Origin of the sequence: Nocardia abscessus NBRC 100374, from assembly GCF_000308455.1 — a bacterium.
Taxonomy (GTDB): Bacteria; Actinomycetota; Actinomycetes; order Mycobacteriales; family Mycobacteriaceae; genus Nocardia; species Nocardia abscessus.
Map to the genome: position 1 here is coordinate 1 of NZ_BAFP01000085.1, position 16,692 is coordinate 16,692.

Sequence of the window (16,692 nt, forward strand, 5' to 3'; positions counted from 1 at the left end):
GTGGCCGTGGCGACCATGAGCATCGGAGTCGGCGCCGCGCGAGCCCGCGACCTGATGCTGCCCGGCGCATGCGTAAGGCGGCGCTGGAGACAGCGCCGGGCAAGGAACGCAGCCGGGCCGAGCTGCAGAAGGCCCGTGCCGGTCGGCGTCGAGCCACCGCGCTGAAGACGGCGCGGACGGCCCCTCGGCGGACGCAGGCCGACAGCGAATCAGGCCGCCGGACGGGACTCGACGTAGTACTCCGCCGAGATCGTCTTCAGGATCTGCCGGACACCCGGTGGCGCCCATGCCGCGGACGGGTCGTGCCGCACGACCGGATCCGTCAGCTCGACCACACGTCCGCGGGTCTCCAGCGCGAAATCCCCTGCCGCGCGGATGTTCTTGACCCAGTCGACATTCCGGCCGTATGTCAGCGCGATCCGGTAGGCGCCGTCCTGCTCGAAGACCATGACCGGAGTGCGGTAGGACCGCCCCGACTTCCGGCCCTTGTGCAACACGATGCCGAAGCCCGGCGCCCGTCCCGCGACCAGGCCCGCGGTCGGGTTCGTGACATGCCGGTTGAAATTCGCCAGTGCGTGTGGAAGCACCATGGGCGGCGATCCTCTCTCCCTGTGGCGTGCGGTGTTCACGTTACTCTCGACCGATGTCCGCTCCGCCGTACCACGAGCACGCCGGGGATCCGAGCACCGAACCGATCGCGGTCTACGACCGGGCGGGCAACCCGGTGGGCGCCGCCGAGCGGGCCACGGTCTACCGCGACGGATTGTGGCATGCCAGCGCCGGTGTGCTCGTGCGATCCGGGAACGGCGAACGCGTTTACGTGCACCGCCGCACCGATATCAAGCTGGTTTTCGCGGGCATGCACGACTGTCTGGCCGGCGGTGTGGTCGCTCCCGGCGAGGCGCCGCGCGAGACCGCCCTACGCGAGTTGGCCGAGGAACTCGGTATCACGCCGGACCCCGCCGATCTCTCCTCGGAACCGCTGGCTTCGATCTCCTGGGACGGCGAGTGGGACGGTCGGCCGATGCGCTGCCACCTCTTCGCGTACGAACTGCGTTACGACGGGCCCGTCCGTCACCAACCCGACGAGATCGCCGAGGGATGGTGGTGGACCGACGCGGAGTTGCGCGCGCACTTGGCCGATCCGGACTGGCCCTTCGTCCCCGACACGCGACTGCTGATCCCCGGCCTGCTGGCGAGCGCCAGATCCCCTGAGCAGGACGAGACGTGATCAGCTGGACGAGGCAGCCGATCCGGCCCAGGCGGCGAACGCGCCGGGATTGCGGGTCTGCAGCAGCACCCGGCCGGGGCCGGTGAAGTCGAAGACGAAGCCCTCACCGGACTTCAACGACTGGATCGAGCGGCCCGAAACCGCCCGGCGGATGGTGAAATTCATCGCCAGGTCGTAGGCGACCACGTGACCGGTGTCGATCGTGATGGGCTCGCCGGGCTGCAGATCGATCACATCGATCGCGCCGAACACGCCCACCACGACGTCGCCCTCACCGTGCGCGCGCAGACCGAATCCGCCTTCGCCGCCGAACAGATTGGCGAAACCACCCCACTTGCTCTCCACCTGCACACCGTGCGAGTTCGCGATCCAGCCCCCGCGGCTGATGAAGAACGGCCGATCCGGGGTGATCTGCAGGTTGAGCATGTCGCCGGGGAGCGCGGGCGCCACGTCGACCCATCCGCCCTGCGGCGGCGCGGTGAAAGTGGAGACGAAGAACGATTCCCCGGCGAGCACCGACCGCTTCAACCCGGCCAGGATGCCGCCTTCCGCCCTGGCCTGCAACGTGACTCCCGCCGAATGGGCCACCATCGCGCCGCTCTCGACCCGCATCGGCTCACCGCCGGCGAGGAAGCACCGCGCGATCGCGGACGCGGGACTGTGGCGCAGTTGTACCTTCATGTCCGCCGACCCTACCGCCGCGTCTCCCGTCGCGGGACCGGTCGGAGCACGGCCCGTCCGACCGCGGTCCGCGACCGGACCGGTGCACGCCGGTTCAGTCGGGCGTCCAGGCCTGCCGGTACCGCCGTCAGAGCAGGTCGCGCAGCGCGGCGTCGTCGCGGGCCAGCACTGCTCCGCCGTCGGCGGTCAGCACGATCGGTCGCTGGATCAGTCTCGGGTGTTCGGCCAGCGCTTCGATCCAGCGGTCCCGGTCCGCGGCGGTCCGCCCCCAGCTCGCCATGCCGAGGTCGACGGCGATCTGCTCGCCGGTGCGGGTGATGTCCCACGGTTCGGCGCCCAGCCGCCGCAGCACCTCGCGCAACTCGGCGGCGGTGGGCGGCTGGTCCAGATACTTCCGCACGGTGTAGTCGACACCGGCCTCGTCCAGGAAGGCCGTGGCGTTGCGACTCTTGGTGCACCGTGGGTTGTGCCAGATCTCTGCTTGCCCGGAAGTCATGCACGCAGGGTACCGAGAGCGCTCACCGCGGCCGGCTGGCGGATCTCGGACGTCGCACCGCACAGTGCGGCGCGTGCTCGGATACTGGGGGGCATGAGTGAGCAAGCGTCGTCCGAAAACCCTTACGGCACACCGACTACCTCCGGCCCCGTCCCCATCCCGTCGTACCAGGCCCTGATGAACCGATTCGTGCGGACGCTGTTGCGCGTCCCCGGCCTCTCCGGTGTCGTCGGCAAGCGGCTGATGATCCTGCACGTCGTCGGGCGCAAATCGGGCGCGGTGTACGACGTGCCGCTGGCCTACACCCGGCACGGCGACGCCCTGCTGATCGGCACCGCGCTGCGGCCATGGGTGAAGAACCTGCGGGCGGGCGGTCCGGTTCGGGCCTCGTTCGGCGGCGCGGCGCGCACGTTCGACCCGGTCGTCCACGCCTCCGAGGCCGACGTGCTGCGCCTCTACGAGATCATCGCGCGGGACAACAAGCAGAACGCGAAGTTCAACGGCATCGGCTACACCGCGGACGGTTCCCCCTCGAAGGCCGACATCTACCAGGCTTGGCAGCAGGGCGGCGTCGTGGTGGAACTGACGCCGCGTTGAGCGGCCGGGTCAGCCCGTTCGGACGTAGCCGTCGGCGACCTCGAGCACCTCGTCGATGATCTCCAGGCCGATGCGCAGTTCGTCGGCCGTGGTGGTCAGCGGCGGCGCGATCTGGAAGCGGTTGCCCGCGTTGAACGGCCACAGCCCACGCGCTTTGGCCGCCGCGGTGACCGCGGCCATCGGCTCGGCGTCCGCGCCCGCCGCCGCGAACGGGATCAGCGGCTCCCTGCTGCGCGGGTCGCGAACCAGCTCCAGCGCCCAGAAGAAGCCGAGTCCCCTGACCTCGCCGACGCTCGGATGCCGATCGGCCAGCTCGCGCAAACCTTTTCCGAGCACATCGGCGCCCACCGAACGCACGTGCTCCAGGATCCCCTCGCGCTCGAACACCGCGATCGAGGCGACGCCCGCCGCGCACGCCAGGGGGTGCCCCGCGTAGGTGAGCCCGCCCGGATACACCACGTGGTCGTAGCGCTGCGCGATCCGCTCCGCCATGAGGACGCCGCCGAGCGGAACGTAGCCGGAGTTCACCCCCTTGGCGAAGGTGATGATGTCCGGCTCGACGCCGAAGGCCTGCACCGCGAACCATTCGCCCACCCGTCCGAACCCGACCATCACCTCGTCGGCGATGTAGACGATGCCGAACTCGTCGCACAGCGCACGCACGCCGGCGAGGTAGCCGGGCGGCGGGACGAGCACGCCGTTGGTGCCGACCACCGTCTCCAGGACCAACCCCGCGATGTGCTGCGGACCCTCCAGCTCGATCACCTGCCGCAGGTGCGCCAGCGCGGCGGCCGTCTCTTCCTCGGGAGCGTCCGTGCCCCAGGGGGATCGGTACGGGTAGGGCCCGAAGAAGCGGACCACGTCGACGTTGGTCGGCTCCGCGCCCCAGCGGCGCGGTTCGCCCGTCAGGCCGATCGCGACTCCGGTGCCGCCGTGGTAGGAGCGGTAGGCCGCGAGCATTTTCGTGCGCCCGGTGTAGCTGCGCGCCAGGCGCACCGCGTGCTCGACGGCTTCCGCGCCGCCGGTGGTGAACAGGATCCGGTTCAGCTCCCCGGGGGCCCGCTCGACGATCAGCCGCGCCAGCTCGCTGCGCACGTCGTTGGCTACCGTCGGGGAGATGGTCGCCAGCCGCTGCGCCTGGGCGACGATCGCGGCGACGATGTCCGGATGCTGGTGGCCGATGTTCACGTTGACCAGCTGGGAGGAGAAGTCGAGGTAGCGCTTGCCGGTGTCGTCCCAGAAGTACGAGCCGAACGCCCCGGTGATCGGCGCGGGGTGCAATTCGGCCTGTGCGCTCCAGGGATAGAAGACGTGGTCGGCCACTTCAGGCACCCCCTTCGGTGGGCTGGGTCGCGGTCAGGAGGGGGTCGAGACTTGGCAGCACCGATTCACCGTACGCCTGCAGGGTCGCGGTTTTCGCGTCGTGCTGGAGGTAGACGGCGAATTGGTCCACGCCGAGATCCGCCAGTTCGCGCAACCGGGACAACTGGTCGTCGGCGGTACCCAGCAGGCAGAAGCGGTCGATGATGGCATCCGGCACGAACTCGGCGTGCACGTTGCCCGCGCGTCCGTGCTGGTTGTAGTCGTAGTCCCGCCTGCCTTCGACGTAATCGGTGAGCGCGGCCGGAATATCACCTCCCGTACCGTATTTCGCCACGATCTCGGCCACGTGGTTGCCGACCATCCCGCCGAACCACCGGCACTGTTGCCGCGCGTGCGCCAGCGCCTCGGCCGTCCCGTCGGTGACGTAGGCGGGCGCGGCGACGCACATCCGGACCGTGGCCGGGTCCCGGCCCGCGCGTTCGGCCGCCGCGCGCACCCGTGCGATGGTCCAGGCCGTGATATCCGGATCGGCGAGTTGCAGGATGAATCCGTCCGCGACTTCACCGGTCAGGTCGAGAGCGCGTGGTCCGTAGCCCGCCACCCAGACCTCCAGCCGCGAGCTTTCCGCCCACGGTAGCCGCACCACGGTGTCGCCCACCCGCGCGCTGCGCCCGTTGCCCAGCTCCCGGATCACCTCGACCGATTGCCGCAAGGTGGCCAGGGTGGCAGGCTTCCGACCCTGCGTGCGCACGGCCGAGTCGCCGCGGCCGATGCCGCACAACGTGCGGTTGCCGAACATCTCGTTGAGCGTCGCGAAGGTCGACGCGGTCACCGTCCAGTCCCGGGTAGCCGGATTGGTCACCATCGGACCGACCATGACCTTGCGGGTGGCAGCCAGGATCTGGCTGTAGATGACGTAGGGCTCCTGCCAGAGCAGATGCGAGTCGAACGTCCAGACGTGGGAGAACCCGTATGTCTCCGCCAGCCTCGCCAGTTCGATCACCCGCGAGGCCGGGGGCGTGCATTGCAGCACCAGACCGATGTCCATGCGGAGCTCTCCGTTTCGATGATCTGAAGGTGGCGTCAGATGAGGTTTTGCGACAGTTCTCGCTTGACGAAACGGCCGTGCCCGGCCTCACCGAGATACTCACCGCCGTCGACGATCACTCGGCCGCGGGAGAGCACCGTGTCCACGTGTCCGTCGATCTCGAATCCCTCATAGGCCGAGTAGTCCATGTTCATGTGATGGGTCTTGCCGAGACCGATGCTGGTGTGGCCCCGCGGGTCGTAGATCACGATGTCGGCGTCCGCGCCCGGGCTGATCACACCCTTGCGCGGATACATCCCGAACATCCGGGCCGGCGTGGTGCAGCACACCTCCACCCAGCGTTCCAGCGAGATCCGGCCGGTCCGGACACCCTGGAATATCAGGTCCATCCGGTGCTCGACGCCGCCGATGCCGTTGGGGATCTTGCTGAAGTCGCCGAGACCCCGCTCCTTCTGGTCTTTCATGCAGAACGGACAGTGGTCGGTGCTGACGGCCGTGACGTCGCCGGTGCGCAGGTAACGCCACAGCTGCTCCTGATGCCCTTCGGCCTTCGACCGCAGCGGGGTGGAGCAGACCCATTTGGCGCCCTCGAAACCCGGTGCGCCCAGCTGGTCTTCGAGCGAGAGGTACAGGTACTGCGGGCAGGTCTCGCCGAAGACGTTGCGTCCGGCGTCGCGGGCCGCGGCGATCTGCGCCAGCGCCTGCTCGGCCGACACGTGCACCACATACAGCGGCACGCCGGTCAGCTCGGCCAGCATGATCGCGCGGTGGGTGGCCTCCTCCTCCAGCTGCCACGGCCTGGTCGTGCCGTGGAAGTACGGGGCGGTGTCGCCCCGCGCGAGCGCCTGCTCGACCAGGACATCGATGGCGATCCCGTTCTCCGCGTGCATCATCAGCAGCGCGCCCAGCTCCGCCGCCGACTGCATGGCGCGCAGGATCTGGCCGTCGGTGGAGTAGAACACGCCCGGATAGGCCATGAACAGTTTGAAGCTGGTGACGCCCTCGGCCACCAATTCGCTCATCCCCTTCAGGGATTCGTCGTTCACCTCGCCGATGATCTGATGGAAGCCGTAGTCGATCGCGCACTGCCCGGACGCCTTCCGATGCCAGGCGGCCAGGGTGTCCTGGACCCGCTCTCCCGGCTTCTGGACCGCGAAGTCGATGATCGTGGTGGTGCCGCCCCATGCGGCGGCGCGGGTGCCGGTCTCGAAGGTGTCGGAGGCTTCCGTCCCGCCGAAGGGCATCTGCATATGGGTGTGGCCGTCCACACCGCCGGGGATCACGTATCTGCCGGTCGCGTCGAGCACCCGATCGGCGGAGGCGGCGAGGTCCGCGCCCAGTGCGGTGGAGCCGGGCTGCAGCACGGCGACGACGGTCTCACCCTCGATGAGCACGTCGAGCGGTTGCGAGCCGGTGGCGCAGACCACCGTGCCGCCGTGGATGAAAGTGCGCGCCATCTCGTTCTCCCCGGTCTCAGGGGGCCATCAGCGGCCCGTAGGCGTCGGGGCGGCGATCGCGGTAGAAAGCCCAGCGGTCGCGCACCACCTTGATCAAATCCATGTCCAGATCGCGAACGATCAGTTCCGGGTCGCTGTCGGAGGCGACGTCGCCGACGAACTTGCCTTCGGGATCGGCGAAGTAGCTGGTGCCGTAGAAGTCGTCGTCGCCGTACTCCTCGACGCCGACCCGGTTGATGGCGCCGATGAAATATTCGTTGGCCACCGCGGCTGCCGGTTGCTCCAGTTTCCAGAGGTAGCCGGACAGGCCACGCGAGGTCGCGGACGGGTTGAACACGATCTCGGCGCCCGCGAGGCCGAGCGCGCGCCAACCTTCCGGGAAATGGCGGTCGTAGCAGATGTAGACGCCCACCTTGCCGACCGCGGTGTCGAACACCGGCCAGCCCAGGTTGCCCGGCCGGAAATAGAACTTCTCCCAGAACCCGTGGACGTGCGGGAGGTGATGCTTGCGGTACTTGCCGAGGTAGCTACCGTCGGCGTCGATCACCGCCGCCGTGTTGTACAGCAGGCCGGGCTGCTGCTGCTCGTACACGGGCAGGATCAGCACGACGCCCAGTTCCTTCGCCAACTCGGCGAACCGCTCGGTCGTCGGACCGGGGACGGATTCGGCGTAGTCGTAGAACTTCGTGTCCTGCTGCTGACAGAAATACGGCCCGTAGAACAGCTCTTGGAAGCAGATCACCCCCGCCCCCTGCGCGGCGGCCCGGCGCGCGTAGTCCTCGTGCGCCTTGATCATCGACTCTTTGTCACCGGTCCAGTTCGTTTGGACCAGCGCCGCTCGAACGATTCCCATGCTTCGTTATACGTCACCGGGAAACAATTTGTGGCCGATCTGCGGCCATCGCGGTCCCACGCCTGCGGACCGCGCGCACGGTCAATCGAGCCGTACTCCCCCACCAGGACGGGGGAGATGGAATGATTCGCGCTGCATCGTCCGGTGCGCAACCCCGAGTGAAGGAGCTTTTCAGCGGTGAGCAGCGAAGTGCAAGCGCGAGAACTCGTCAACGGTCGGCGCGCGGTGCGCCGGGGTTTACCGTGGCGATCGCTGCGGATCCTCGGGGTCCTCGCCGTCGGTGTGACGCTGGTGGCGTCCACGGCGGGTATCGTCTCGGCGACCCCGGCACCGGCTCGGGAGCAGGGGCCGACCGGTTGCGGCGCACCGGCCGCGGGACAGCCGAACGGCAAGCAATGGCCCGCCGAACCCGGCATGACCATCGACACCAACGCCGGATACACCGCGACGCTGGCCACCACTTGCGGCACCGTGACCATCGCCTTGGACGCGGCCCGCGCGCCGCGCACGGTCAACTCGTTCGTTTTCCTGGCCGGTGAGCGGTTCTTCGACCACACGAAGTGCCACCGGATGACCACCGAGGGCATCTTCGTGCTGCAGTGCGGCGACCCGACCGCGACCGGTATGGGCGGCCCCGGCTACTTCTTCCCCGACGAGAACCTGGCGGGCGCCACCTACCCGGCCGGCACCGTCGCCATGGCGAACGCCGGGCCCGGCACCAACGGCAGCCAATTCTTCATCGTCTACCGCGACGCGCCGCTGCCGCCGAACTACACCCCGTTCGGGCGGGTCACCGCGGGCATGGAGGTTCTCTCGTCCATCGCCGCGGCGGGCGTGCAGGACGGCTCGGGCGACGGTGCGCCTGCCGTCGAGGTCGTGCTCGATTCCGTCGCCGCCGTGCGTAACTGATACCGGACGCCCACGGTGACGGCGACGATCGGTCGCCGCCACCGTGGGCGTCAGCCGGCTCGGTCAGGACACCCCGGCGCGCCACCGCAGGACCATCGCCATGACCGGCTCGACGAACCGGCTCGCGATCGGGCCGAGGACCGCCATCAGCAGCACGTAGGTGGTGGCCAGCGCGGCGAATTCGGCCGGGACCGCGCCCGCGGCGACGGCGAGCCCCGCGATGACGATCGAGAACTCGCCGTGCGCCACCAGTGCGGTGCCCGCCCGCGCCCGGCCGAGGCGGCCCGCACCGGCCTGCTCGGCCGCCCACCATCCGGTGGCGATCTTGCTGGCCGTGGTGACAAGCGCGAGCAGGCACGCCCAGCCGAGCACCGGCGGAATGCTCGCCGGATCGGTGCTCAGGCCGAACAGCACGAAGAACAGCGCGGCGAACAAGTCGCGCAGCGGCTCCAGGATCTTGGTGGCGTTGTGCGCGGTCGAGTCCGAGATCGCGATGCCGAGCAGGAACGCGCCGACCGCCGCCGACACCTGCACCGCCGAAGCCACGCCCGCCACCAGCAGCGCGGAGCCGAGCAGCTTCAACAGGAAAATCTCCCGGTCCTCACTGTCGACGATCGCGGAGACGTAGCGGCCGTAGCGCAGCGCGACGACCAGCACGACGGTCACCGCGGCCAGCGCGATCGACAGTGTCTTCAGCCCGGCGAGGAAGCCGACCCCGGCCAGCACCGCCGTCAGCACCGGCAGGTATCCGGCCATCACCAAGTCTTCGAACACCAGGATGGACAGCACCACCGGCGTCTCGCGGTTGCCGAGCCTGCCCAGATCGTTGAGCACTTTCGCGACGATGCCGGAGGACGAGATGTATGTGACCCCGGCCATGGCGATGGCGCCGGTGAAACCCCAGCCGAGCGCGAACGCGACCAGTACGCCCGGAGTCGCGTTGAGCACGATGTCCACGACACCCGCCGCCCATGACCTGCGCATTCCCGTGACCAGCTCCGCGGCGCTGTATTCCAGGCCGAGCAGCAACAGCAGCAGGACGACGCCGATTTCGCTGGCGAGATGGATGAAGTCGTCGACCTGCCGCAATTCGACCAGGCCACCGGTGCCGAACACCAGGCCGCCGATCAGGTACAGCGGGATGGGCGACATGCCGATGCGCGCCGCGATGCGCCCGAGCAGGCCGAGGCCGAAAAATACCGCGCCCAGCTGGATCAGCGCGAGCGCGGTCTCGTGTGCCACCATGCCGCTCAGCCGTCTAACAGGATCTTGGCGGCGGCCTCCAGGCCCTCCACGGTGCCGACGACGACGAGCACGTCACCGGCGGTGAAGGTGAAGTCCGGCCCCGGCGAGGGAATGGGCTGCCCGCTGCGCACCACCGCGACGATGGACGCCTTCGTCCGGGTGCGCATCTGGGTCTCGCCCAGCCTGCGTCCGTCGAAGCGCGACCGGTCCGGGATGGACAGCTGCCGAGTGGTCAGGCCGGTGAACGCGCGATGTTCCTCGCGCAGCTGTTCTACCAGCTGAGGCGCGCCGAGCAGGCTGGCCAGCACGGCGGCCTCCTTCCCCGACAGCGGTACCTGTTCGGTCTCGTCGGGGTTGTCGGGTTTGCTCACGATGAGGTCCATCGTGCCGTCGCGATGATCGATCACTCCTATCCGGCGTCGTGTATTGGTCAGCGGAAAATCTTTGCGCACACCGATACCCGGCAGGGGTGTCACCTCAACGTTCACGACACCACCCTATCGACCCCGGGCCGGTGACCGATGGACAGGTGACCGAATTGTCCGGATCTCTCGACCGTGCCGCCCAACACCCCGACCACGTGAGTTGGACCGCGCTTCACACCCCGTGGTAAGAGAAATGACGTGTCCCGTACATCGCCCCGTGGCCGAGCCGTCGCTTTCCGGTGCCGCGCCGTGCGAGTCCGGTGACGGTCGCCCGAGCGGTGAATCGGTTCCTCCGGCCGGGTGCGGTCGCCACCGCGGCGGCTGAGCCGCAGGCGGCCGGAGACGGGTACCGGCACGATCTGGACGGGCTGCGCGGAGTGGCGATAGCGCTAGTCGTGGCGTTCCACATCTGGTTCGGCCGGGTCTCGGGCGGAGTGGACGTTTTCCTGGTGCTGTCCGGGTTCTTCTTCACCGGTTCGCTGCTGCGGAGCGTGGAATCCACCGGCACGGTCCGCGTCGCGCACACCGCTCGCAGGCTCGTCCGCAGATTGCTGCCCGCGCTTGTGACGGTTCTGGCCGCCGTGGTCACGGCCACCGTGCTGCTGCGCCCGTTCACCCAGTGGGGCGAGATGGCCGCGCAGACGCTGGCGTCGCTGCTGTATTACCAGAACTGGTATCTGGCGCTGTCCTGGTCGGACTACCTCGCCGCCGATCCGTCGGTGAGCCCGCTTCAGCACCTGTGGTCCATGGCGGTGCAGTCGCAGTTCTATCTGCTCGCACTGCTCGGTGTGGCGGCGGTGGCCCGCCTGTGCAGGCGTTTCGCGGGTCCCGGAGCGCTGCGCCCCGCCCTGGCGATCGTCCTCGCCGCGGGCGCGGCGGCCTCGTTCGTCTATGCCGCGCACGGCACCGCGGTGCACCAGGGCTGGAACTACTACGACAGCTTCGCCCGCGCCTGGGAACTCTTGGCCGGGGCGCTGCTGACGACCGTCGCGCCCTGGCTGTCACCGCCCCGCCTGGTGCGGGTGGCGGCGGCGGTCCTCGGCTCGGCCGCCGTTCTCACCTGCGGTTGGCTGATCGACGGCGCCGACCGGTTCCCCGGCCCTGCGGCGCTGGTGCCGGTGGGCGCCGCGCTGGCGCTGATCGTCGCGGGCGGCAACCTGACCGCCGCCGAGCACCCGCTGCCCAACCGGCTGCTGGGCGCGGCGGCCGTGGTGCGGCTGGGCGAACTGTCCTATGGGCTGTACCTGTGGCACTGGCCGATCCTGATCTTCGTCTTGGCGCGGACCGGAGCCGCGACCGCAGGCCTCGTCGGTGGCCTCGGGGTCGTCGGCGCATCGCTGGTGCTCGCCGCCCTGACCAACCGGTTCGTGGAGGAGCCGCTGCGGATGCGGTCCGACCGGTCGGCGCAAGAGGCCCCCGCCCGCACCGGCCGGTTGGTCGCGGCGCTCGGCATCGCGGTGCTCGCGGTGTCGGCCGGCGAGCAGGTGGCGACCAGAGCCAATCCGCCGCGAGCGGTGGCCTTCCTCGACCCGGTGCACTATCCCGGGGCGGAGGCGCTGGTCAACGGCGCGGGCACGCCCGAGGCACCGATACGTCCGACCGTGTACGAAGCGCCCGCCGACGCCGCCTACCCCTCGCGCGACGGCTGCATCGCGGACTGGGACACCCGCGACGTCATCACCTGCACCTATGGGGATGCCACCGCCGAGCGCACCATGGCTGTGGTGGGCAGCTCGCATGCCGAGCACTGGGTGCCCGCCCTCGACCTGCTCGCCCGCGAACACGCCTTCCGGGTCGAGGTGTATCTGAAGATGGGTTGCCCGCTGACCGTGGCGGCCGAACCGATGTACAAGGGCGAGGCGATCCCGGATTGCCGGGACTGGTCCGTGGAGGTGATCGACCGCCTGGGTGTCGAACGTCCGGAGTGGGTCTTCACCACGGCGACCCGTCCGCGTGACGGCGCCGGTGACGAGACCCCGGCCGACTATCTCGACGTCTGGACCCAACTGGCCGACCGTGGACTCAACGTGCTCACCATCCGCGACACGCCCTGGCTGCGCCGCGACGGGGTGCGGTACCGGGCCATCGATTGCCTCGCACAGCAGGGCGACCGGATCAGCTGCGGGATGCCGCGCTCGGCAGCGCTGGACGAGGTCAATCCGGCATTGGAATTCGCCGCCTCGTTCCCCAACGTGTTCCCGGTGGACCTGTCGGACGCGCTGTGTGCACGCGACGTGTGCGCGGTGACCGAGGGCAACATCCTCATCTATCACGACGAACACCACCTCACCGCCAGCTATTCGCGCTCGCTGGCGCCGGAACTCGGCAGGCGCCTGTCGCCGATCCTCGGCTGGTGGTGAGGCGGATCAGTTCAGCCGCAGCATGCCCGGCCAGGCTTGCGACCAGGGCCCACGCGGTTGCGCGCACCGCCAGACGGTGACGCCGCGGGTGACACCGGGGAATCCGAGCCGGGCGTCGACGTGCCCGATCGCGGTCACCTCGGCGCAGCGTGCGCGCACGTCGGCCTCGGTCCCGCCCACCCACAGCACGGTTGTGGCCGTGTCCGGCGGGGTGCCGAAGTAACCGAAGCCGCGATTGGGGCTGTACACGGCGGGCAAACCGTACGCCGCGCGGTCGACATCGAGGGCGCTTGCCTGCCAGTAGGAATCGGCGATCACCACGGCCGAGGCCCGTTCCGGCTCCGGTAGCGCCCGGTAGGCGGCCGCCGTGCCCGCGGAGAGTTCCGACCAGCCGAATCGCCCGTAGACCGAGATCTCCAGCCCCGCCTGGGCCTGGGTGTCGACCGGCTCGATGTCCGCCTCAGGACGCAGCGGCAGCGAGAAGACCAGCAAGGCGGCGGACATCGCGAGCACCGGGACGGTGAGGATCACGCGCGAGCGCCGCCGGTTCTCCGTCCAGCGCACCGCACCCACCGCGATCAGCACCCCATAGCAGCCCGCCGCGTAGTACGGCCGTCCGTTGGTCGCGAGGAAGACCACGATCAGCACCAGCGGCAGCAGTCCGAGAAACCGGTAGGGCCGCCAGTTCTCCGCCCGGAACAACGTCCACACCCCGTAGACCAGCAACATGCCGCCGATCAAACCGGCGGAGGCCAGCGCCAGCGGCAACCACACAGCGCGACCGCCGATCGTGGCCTGCTCGGCGGCGACCACACCGCCCAGACGCAGCTGCGGCCAACCGTGCGCCGCCTGCCACACCAGGCTCGGCGCGGTGGTGAGCGCGACGATCGCGCCACCCCACCACAGCGCCGGGCGGCGCAGCAGCTCACGCGGCCCGTAGACCGCCACCCCGATCGCGATCGCGATCCAGAAGAACGGAATCAACCACTTGACCTGCATGTCCAGCGCGGTGACCAGACCGCAGGCCAGCAGCAGGCCGTCGCGGCGGGTGCGCACCCAGCGGACCAGCAGCCAGCTCACCACCACCCACAGCGCCGTGTCGATCGTGTTGGTGGCCAATTGACCGCCCTGCACCAGCAGGAACGGCGAGGTGGCGTAGGCGGCGGCGGTCAGCGCCTGCGCCGCGCGGCCGCCGCCGAACTCCCTGGCGATCTGCGCGGCCACCACCACGGCGGCCACGGTGACCAGCACCGCCGGAAGCCGCAGCGCCAACAGCGAGTCCGGGGCGAGCAGATCCATCGTCCGCGCGATCAGCGGCAGCAACGGCCCCTGATCGGCGTAGCCGACCGCCGGCCTGCGCCCGGCCGCGATGAAATACAGCTCGTCGCCGAAGAATCCGTACCGCCCGATCGAGGCCAGCAGCGCCAGCGCGGCGAGCGCCGCCACCGCGCCGACACCGCCGAGGGCGAACGGCGGCAGCGGTTGCGCCGAATTCGTCCGCTGCCATTGACGATCCAGCACTTCAGTCATCCTTGTCCGCCTTACGCGTCGCCGTGTCGAACAACGCGCACAGATGCGCCGAATAGACATCCATCGCGAAACCCGGTTCTCGCACTGCACGCCCGGCGGCGCCGTCGATGGCGTCGCGGATCGACTTGGCCATCAGCAGCGCGTCGAAATCGGCGAACTCCCCCGTGCGCTGCCCGTCGGTCATGATGTCGACCAGCGGCGCGATGATGTCGCGCTCCCCGTCGGCCGAGGCGAACTTCGGGTTGCCCTGCGCGTCACGCAGAGTCGTCACCACCTCGACCAGCGCGGCCACGTAAGTGGTGTTCGCTTCGATGAAGCCCAGGTTCGATTCGAGGTAGGCCAGCAGGCGCTCGCGCGCGCCGACCGCGGCCGCGACCCGCGGCGCGATGTACTCCGCGGCGGAGACGTACAGCTGGACCACCAACTGCGTCATCAGGTCGTCCTTGCCGTCGAAGTGGTAGGAGATGACCCCCTTCGAGATCCCCGCCTGCTCGGCGATCCGCGCCAGCGAGGCGCCGGCATACCCGACTTCGGAGATCACCTCCACCGCCGCGGCGATGATCTGCCGCCGCCGCGCCTCCTCGATGAACGACCTGCGCTGACCGCCCGTCTCATTTTCTGGCCGCACGGCCAAATTTTAGCACGGCCGGACAGGGCGTTCGTAACGGCTGTGCGCGAGCGGCCACGCTGCGCTTCTCCGAACGGCGAAGGGCCGCGTCTCCGTGGAGACGCGGCCCTCGCGGTCCGGCGGAACCTTACAGGTACTGACCGGTATTCGACTCGGTGTCGATGGCGCGGCTGGCGCTGGCGTTCTTGCCGGTGACCAGCGTGCGGATGTAGACGATCCGCTCGCCCTTCTTACCCGAGATGCGTGCCCAGTCGTCCGGATTCGTGGTGTTGGGCAGGTCCTCGTTCTCGGAGAACTCGTCCACGATCGAATCGTAGAGATGCTGGATGCGCAGGCCCGGGTTGCCGGTGTCGAGCACCGCCTTGATGGCGTACTTCTTCGACCGGTCCACGATGTTCTGGATCATGGCGCCGGAGTTGAAGTCCTTGAAGTACAGGACCTCCTTGTCACCGTTGGCGTAGGTGACCTCCAGGAAGCGGTTGTCCTCGCTCTCGGCGTACATCCGGTCGACGACCCGTTCGATCATGGCGTTGATGCACAGGCTCTTGTCGCCGCCGAACTCCGCCAGATCGTCGTCGTGCAGCGGCAGGTACTCGGTGAGGTACTTCGAGAAGATGTCCTGCGCCGACTCCGCGTCCGGACGCTCGATCTTGATCTTCACGTCCAGGCGGCCCGGCCGCAGGATCGCCGGATCGATCATGTCCTCACGGTTGGAGGCGCCGATCACGATGACGTTCTCCAAGCCCTCGACACCATCGATCTCCGACAGCAGCTGCGGCACCACCGTGGTCTCCACGTCCGAGGAGACGCCCGAGCCGCGGGTGCGGAAGATCGAGTCCATCTCGTCGAAGAACACGATCACCGGCGTGCCCTCGGACGCCTTCTCGCGGGCCCGCTGGAAGATGATCCGGATGTGGCGCTCGGTCTCACCCACGAACTTGTTCAGCAGTTCGGGGCCCTTGATGTTCAGGAAGTACGACTTGGCTTCCTTCGCATCCTCACCACGCGCCTCGGCGATCTTCTTGGCCAGGGAGTTCGCCACCGCTTTGGCGATGAGCGTCTTGCCGCAGCCGGGCGGACCGTAGAGCAGCACACCCTTCGGCGGACGCAGCGCGTACTCGCGAAAGAGATCCTTGTGCAGGAACGGCAGCTCCACGGCGTCGCGGATCTGCTCGATCTGCCTGCCGAGACCGCCGATGTCGCCGTAGTCGACGTCGGGCACCTCTTCCAGCACGAGGTCCTCGACCTCGGCCTTGGGGATGCGCTCGAAGGCGAAACCCGCCTTCGAGTCGACCAGGAGCGAGTCGCCCGGCCGCAGCTTGCGGATGGGGGAATCGGGATCGTCCAAGTCGTCCATTTCGGCGACCTTGGCCAGCGGACCGGCCAGCCACACCACGCGCTCCTCGTCGGCATGGCCGACGACCAGGGCGCGACGCCCGTCGTCGAGGATCTCCCGGAGGGTACCGATCTCGCCGACCGCGTCGTAGTGCCCGGCCTCGACGACCGTGAGCGCCTCGTTCAGGCGGACGGTCTGACCGTATTCGAGCGTCGAGGTCTCGATGTTCGGTGAACACGTCAACCGCATCTTGCGACCCGAAGTGAACACGTCGACCGTCTGATCGTCGTACACACCGATCAGAATGCCGTATCCGCTCGGTGGCTGACCCAGCCGATCGACCTCCTCGCGCAGCGCCACCAGCTGCTGGCGCGCTTCTTTGAGGGTGTCCATCAGCTTCGTGTTGCGAATGGTCAGCGAATCGATGCGGGCTTCCAATTCCCGTGTGCGATCTGGCGAGTCGGCGAGTTGCCTTCGGAGTGCAGCCGCCTCGGCGCGCACTGCCTCGAGCTCTCTCCAGGCCGCCGAATCCGAATTCTCGATGGGGCTCATGTGCTGCTCCTCCCAGTCCCG

The 16,692-nt window shown here is 68.9% G+C and carries 16 protein-coding genes; 4 read left to right on the forward strand and 12 right to left on the reverse strand.

The window, feature by feature from the left end; all coding sequences use genetic code 11:
• Positions 1 to 209: 209 nt before the first annotated feature.
• Positions 210 to 590 (reverse strand): nitroreductase family deazaflavin-dependent oxidoreductase, encoded by a 381-nt coding sequence (locus tag ON19_RS16780; RefSeq protein WP_043693019.1) that lies wholly within the window; start codon positions 588 to 590, stop codon positions 210 to 212.
• Between the two features lie 53 nt (positions 591 to 643).
• On the opposite strand from ON19_RS16780, the gene ON19_RS16785 reads away from it, so the two are divergent.
• Positions 644 to 1,231 (forward strand): NUDIX hydrolase, encoded by a 588-nt coding sequence (locus tag ON19_RS16785; RefSeq protein ID WP_051168980.1) that lies wholly within the window; start codon positions 644 to 646, stop codon positions 1,229 to 1,231.
• Here ON19_RS16785 and ON19_RS16790 read toward each other — a convergent pair whose 3' ends face one another.
• Positions 1,232 to 1,912, reverse strand: coding sequence for a TIGR00266 family protein (locus ON19_RS16790; protein WP_043693021.1), 681 nt, complete (start codon positions 1,910 to 1,912; stop codon positions 1,232 to 1,234).
• 127 nt (positions 1,913 to 2,039) lie between these two features.
• The gene (locus tag ON19_RS16795; protein ID WP_043693024.1) at positions 2,040 to 2,408 is read right to left on the reverse strand and encodes an arsenate reductase family protein; all 369 of its coding nucleotides are present in this window, start codon (positions 2,406 to 2,408) and stop codon (positions 2,040 to 2,042) included.
• A 93-nt stretch (positions 2,409 to 2,501) separates the two neighbouring features.
• Between ON19_RS16795 and ON19_RS16800 the strand changes: the two genes are divergently transcribed.
• Entirely contained in the window at positions 2,502 to 3,005 is a 504-nt protein-coding gene (locus ON19_RS16800) for a nitroreductase/quinone reductase family protein (RefSeq protein ID WP_157229739.1), read from the forward strand.
• Positions 3,006 to 3,014: 9 nt separating this feature from the next.
• Here ON19_RS16800 and ON19_RS16805 read toward each other — a convergent pair whose 3' ends face one another.
• From ON19_RS16805 to ON19_RS16820, 4 genes are read right to left on the reverse strand one after another with little or no spacing between them, the layout of a single operon-like run.
• Entirely contained in the window at positions 3,015 to 4,328 is a 1,314-nt protein-coding gene (locus ON19_RS16805; RefSeq protein WP_043693030.1) for an aspartate aminotransferase family protein, read from the reverse strand.
• Position 4,329: 1 nt separating this feature from the next.
• Positions 4,330 to 5,376, reverse strand: coding sequence for a TIGR03842 family LLM class F420-dependent oxidoreductase (locus tag ON19_RS16810; RefSeq protein WP_043693033.1), 1,047 nt, complete (start codon positions 5,374 to 5,376; stop codon positions 4,330 to 4,332).
• 35 nt (positions 5,377 to 5,411) lie between these two features.
• Complete coding sequence (gene hydA, locus ON19_RS16815) at positions 5,412 to 6,833, reverse strand: dihydropyrimidinase (RefSeq protein ID WP_043693037.1); 1,422 nt, start codon at positions 6,831 to 6,833, stop codon at positions 5,412 to 5,414.
• 16 nt (positions 6,834 to 6,849) lie between these two features.
• Positions 6,850 to 7,686: a nitrilase-related carbon-nitrogen hydrolase gene (locus tag ON19_RS16820; RefSeq protein WP_043693040.1), complete on the reverse strand. Its 837-nt coding sequence runs from the start codon at positions 7,684 to 7,686 to the stop codon at positions 6,850 to 6,852.
• Positions 7,687 to 7,863: 177 nt separating this feature from the next.
• On the opposite strand from ON19_RS16820, the gene ON19_RS16825 reads away from it, so the two are divergent.
• Entirely contained in the window at positions 7,864 to 8,595 is a 732-nt protein-coding gene (locus ON19_RS16825; RefSeq protein ID WP_227954710.1) for a peptidylprolyl isomerase, read from the forward strand.
• 63 nt (positions 8,596 to 8,658) lie between these two features.
• Here the strand turns inward: ON19_RS16825 and ON19_RS16830 are convergent, their stop codons facing one another.
• Positions 8,659 to 9,840: a cation:proton antiporter gene (locus ON19_RS16830; protein ID WP_043693043.1), complete on the reverse strand. Its 1,182-nt coding sequence runs from the start codon at positions 9,838 to 9,840 to the stop codon at positions 8,659 to 8,661.
• A 5-nt stretch (positions 9,841 to 9,845) separates the two neighbouring features.
• Positions 9,846 to 10,328, reverse strand: coding sequence for a cation:proton antiporter regulatory subunit (locus ON19_RS16835; RefSeq protein WP_043693045.1), 483 nt, complete (start codon positions 10,326 to 10,328; stop codon positions 9,846 to 9,848).
• A gap of 215 nt (positions 10,329 to 10,543) precedes the next feature.
• Between ON19_RS16835 and ON19_RS16840 the strand changes: the two genes are divergently transcribed.
• On the forward strand, positions 10,544 to 12,625 hold the full coding sequence (locus ON19_RS16840; protein ID WP_043693086.1) for an acyltransferase family protein: 2,082 nt from the start codon (positions 10,544 to 10,546) through the stop codon (positions 12,623 to 12,625).
• A gap of 6 nt (positions 12,626 to 12,631) precedes the next feature.
• Here ON19_RS16840 and ON19_RS16845 read toward each other — a convergent pair whose 3' ends face one another.
• From ON19_RS16845 to arc, 3 genes are all read right to left on the reverse strand, one after another.
• Entirely contained in the window at positions 12,632 to 14,155 is a 1,524-nt protein-coding gene (locus ON19_RS16845) for an ArnT family glycosyltransferase (protein ID WP_043693048.1), read from the reverse strand.
• Positions 14,148 to 14,783, reverse strand: coding sequence for a TetR/AcrR family transcriptional regulator (locus ON19_RS16850; protein WP_043693051.1), 636 nt, complete (start codon positions 14,781 to 14,783; stop codon positions 14,148 to 14,150). The genes ON19_RS16845 and ON19_RS16850 overlap by 8 nt, the downstream gene beginning before the upstream one ends.
• A gap of 127 nt (positions 14,784 to 14,910) precedes the next feature.
• Entirely contained in the window at positions 14,911 to 16,671 is a 1,761-nt protein-coding gene (gene arc / locus ON19_RS16855; RefSeq protein ID WP_043693088.1) for a proteasome ATPase, read from the reverse strand.
• Between the last annotated feature and the right edge of the window lie 21 nt (positions 16,672 to 16,692).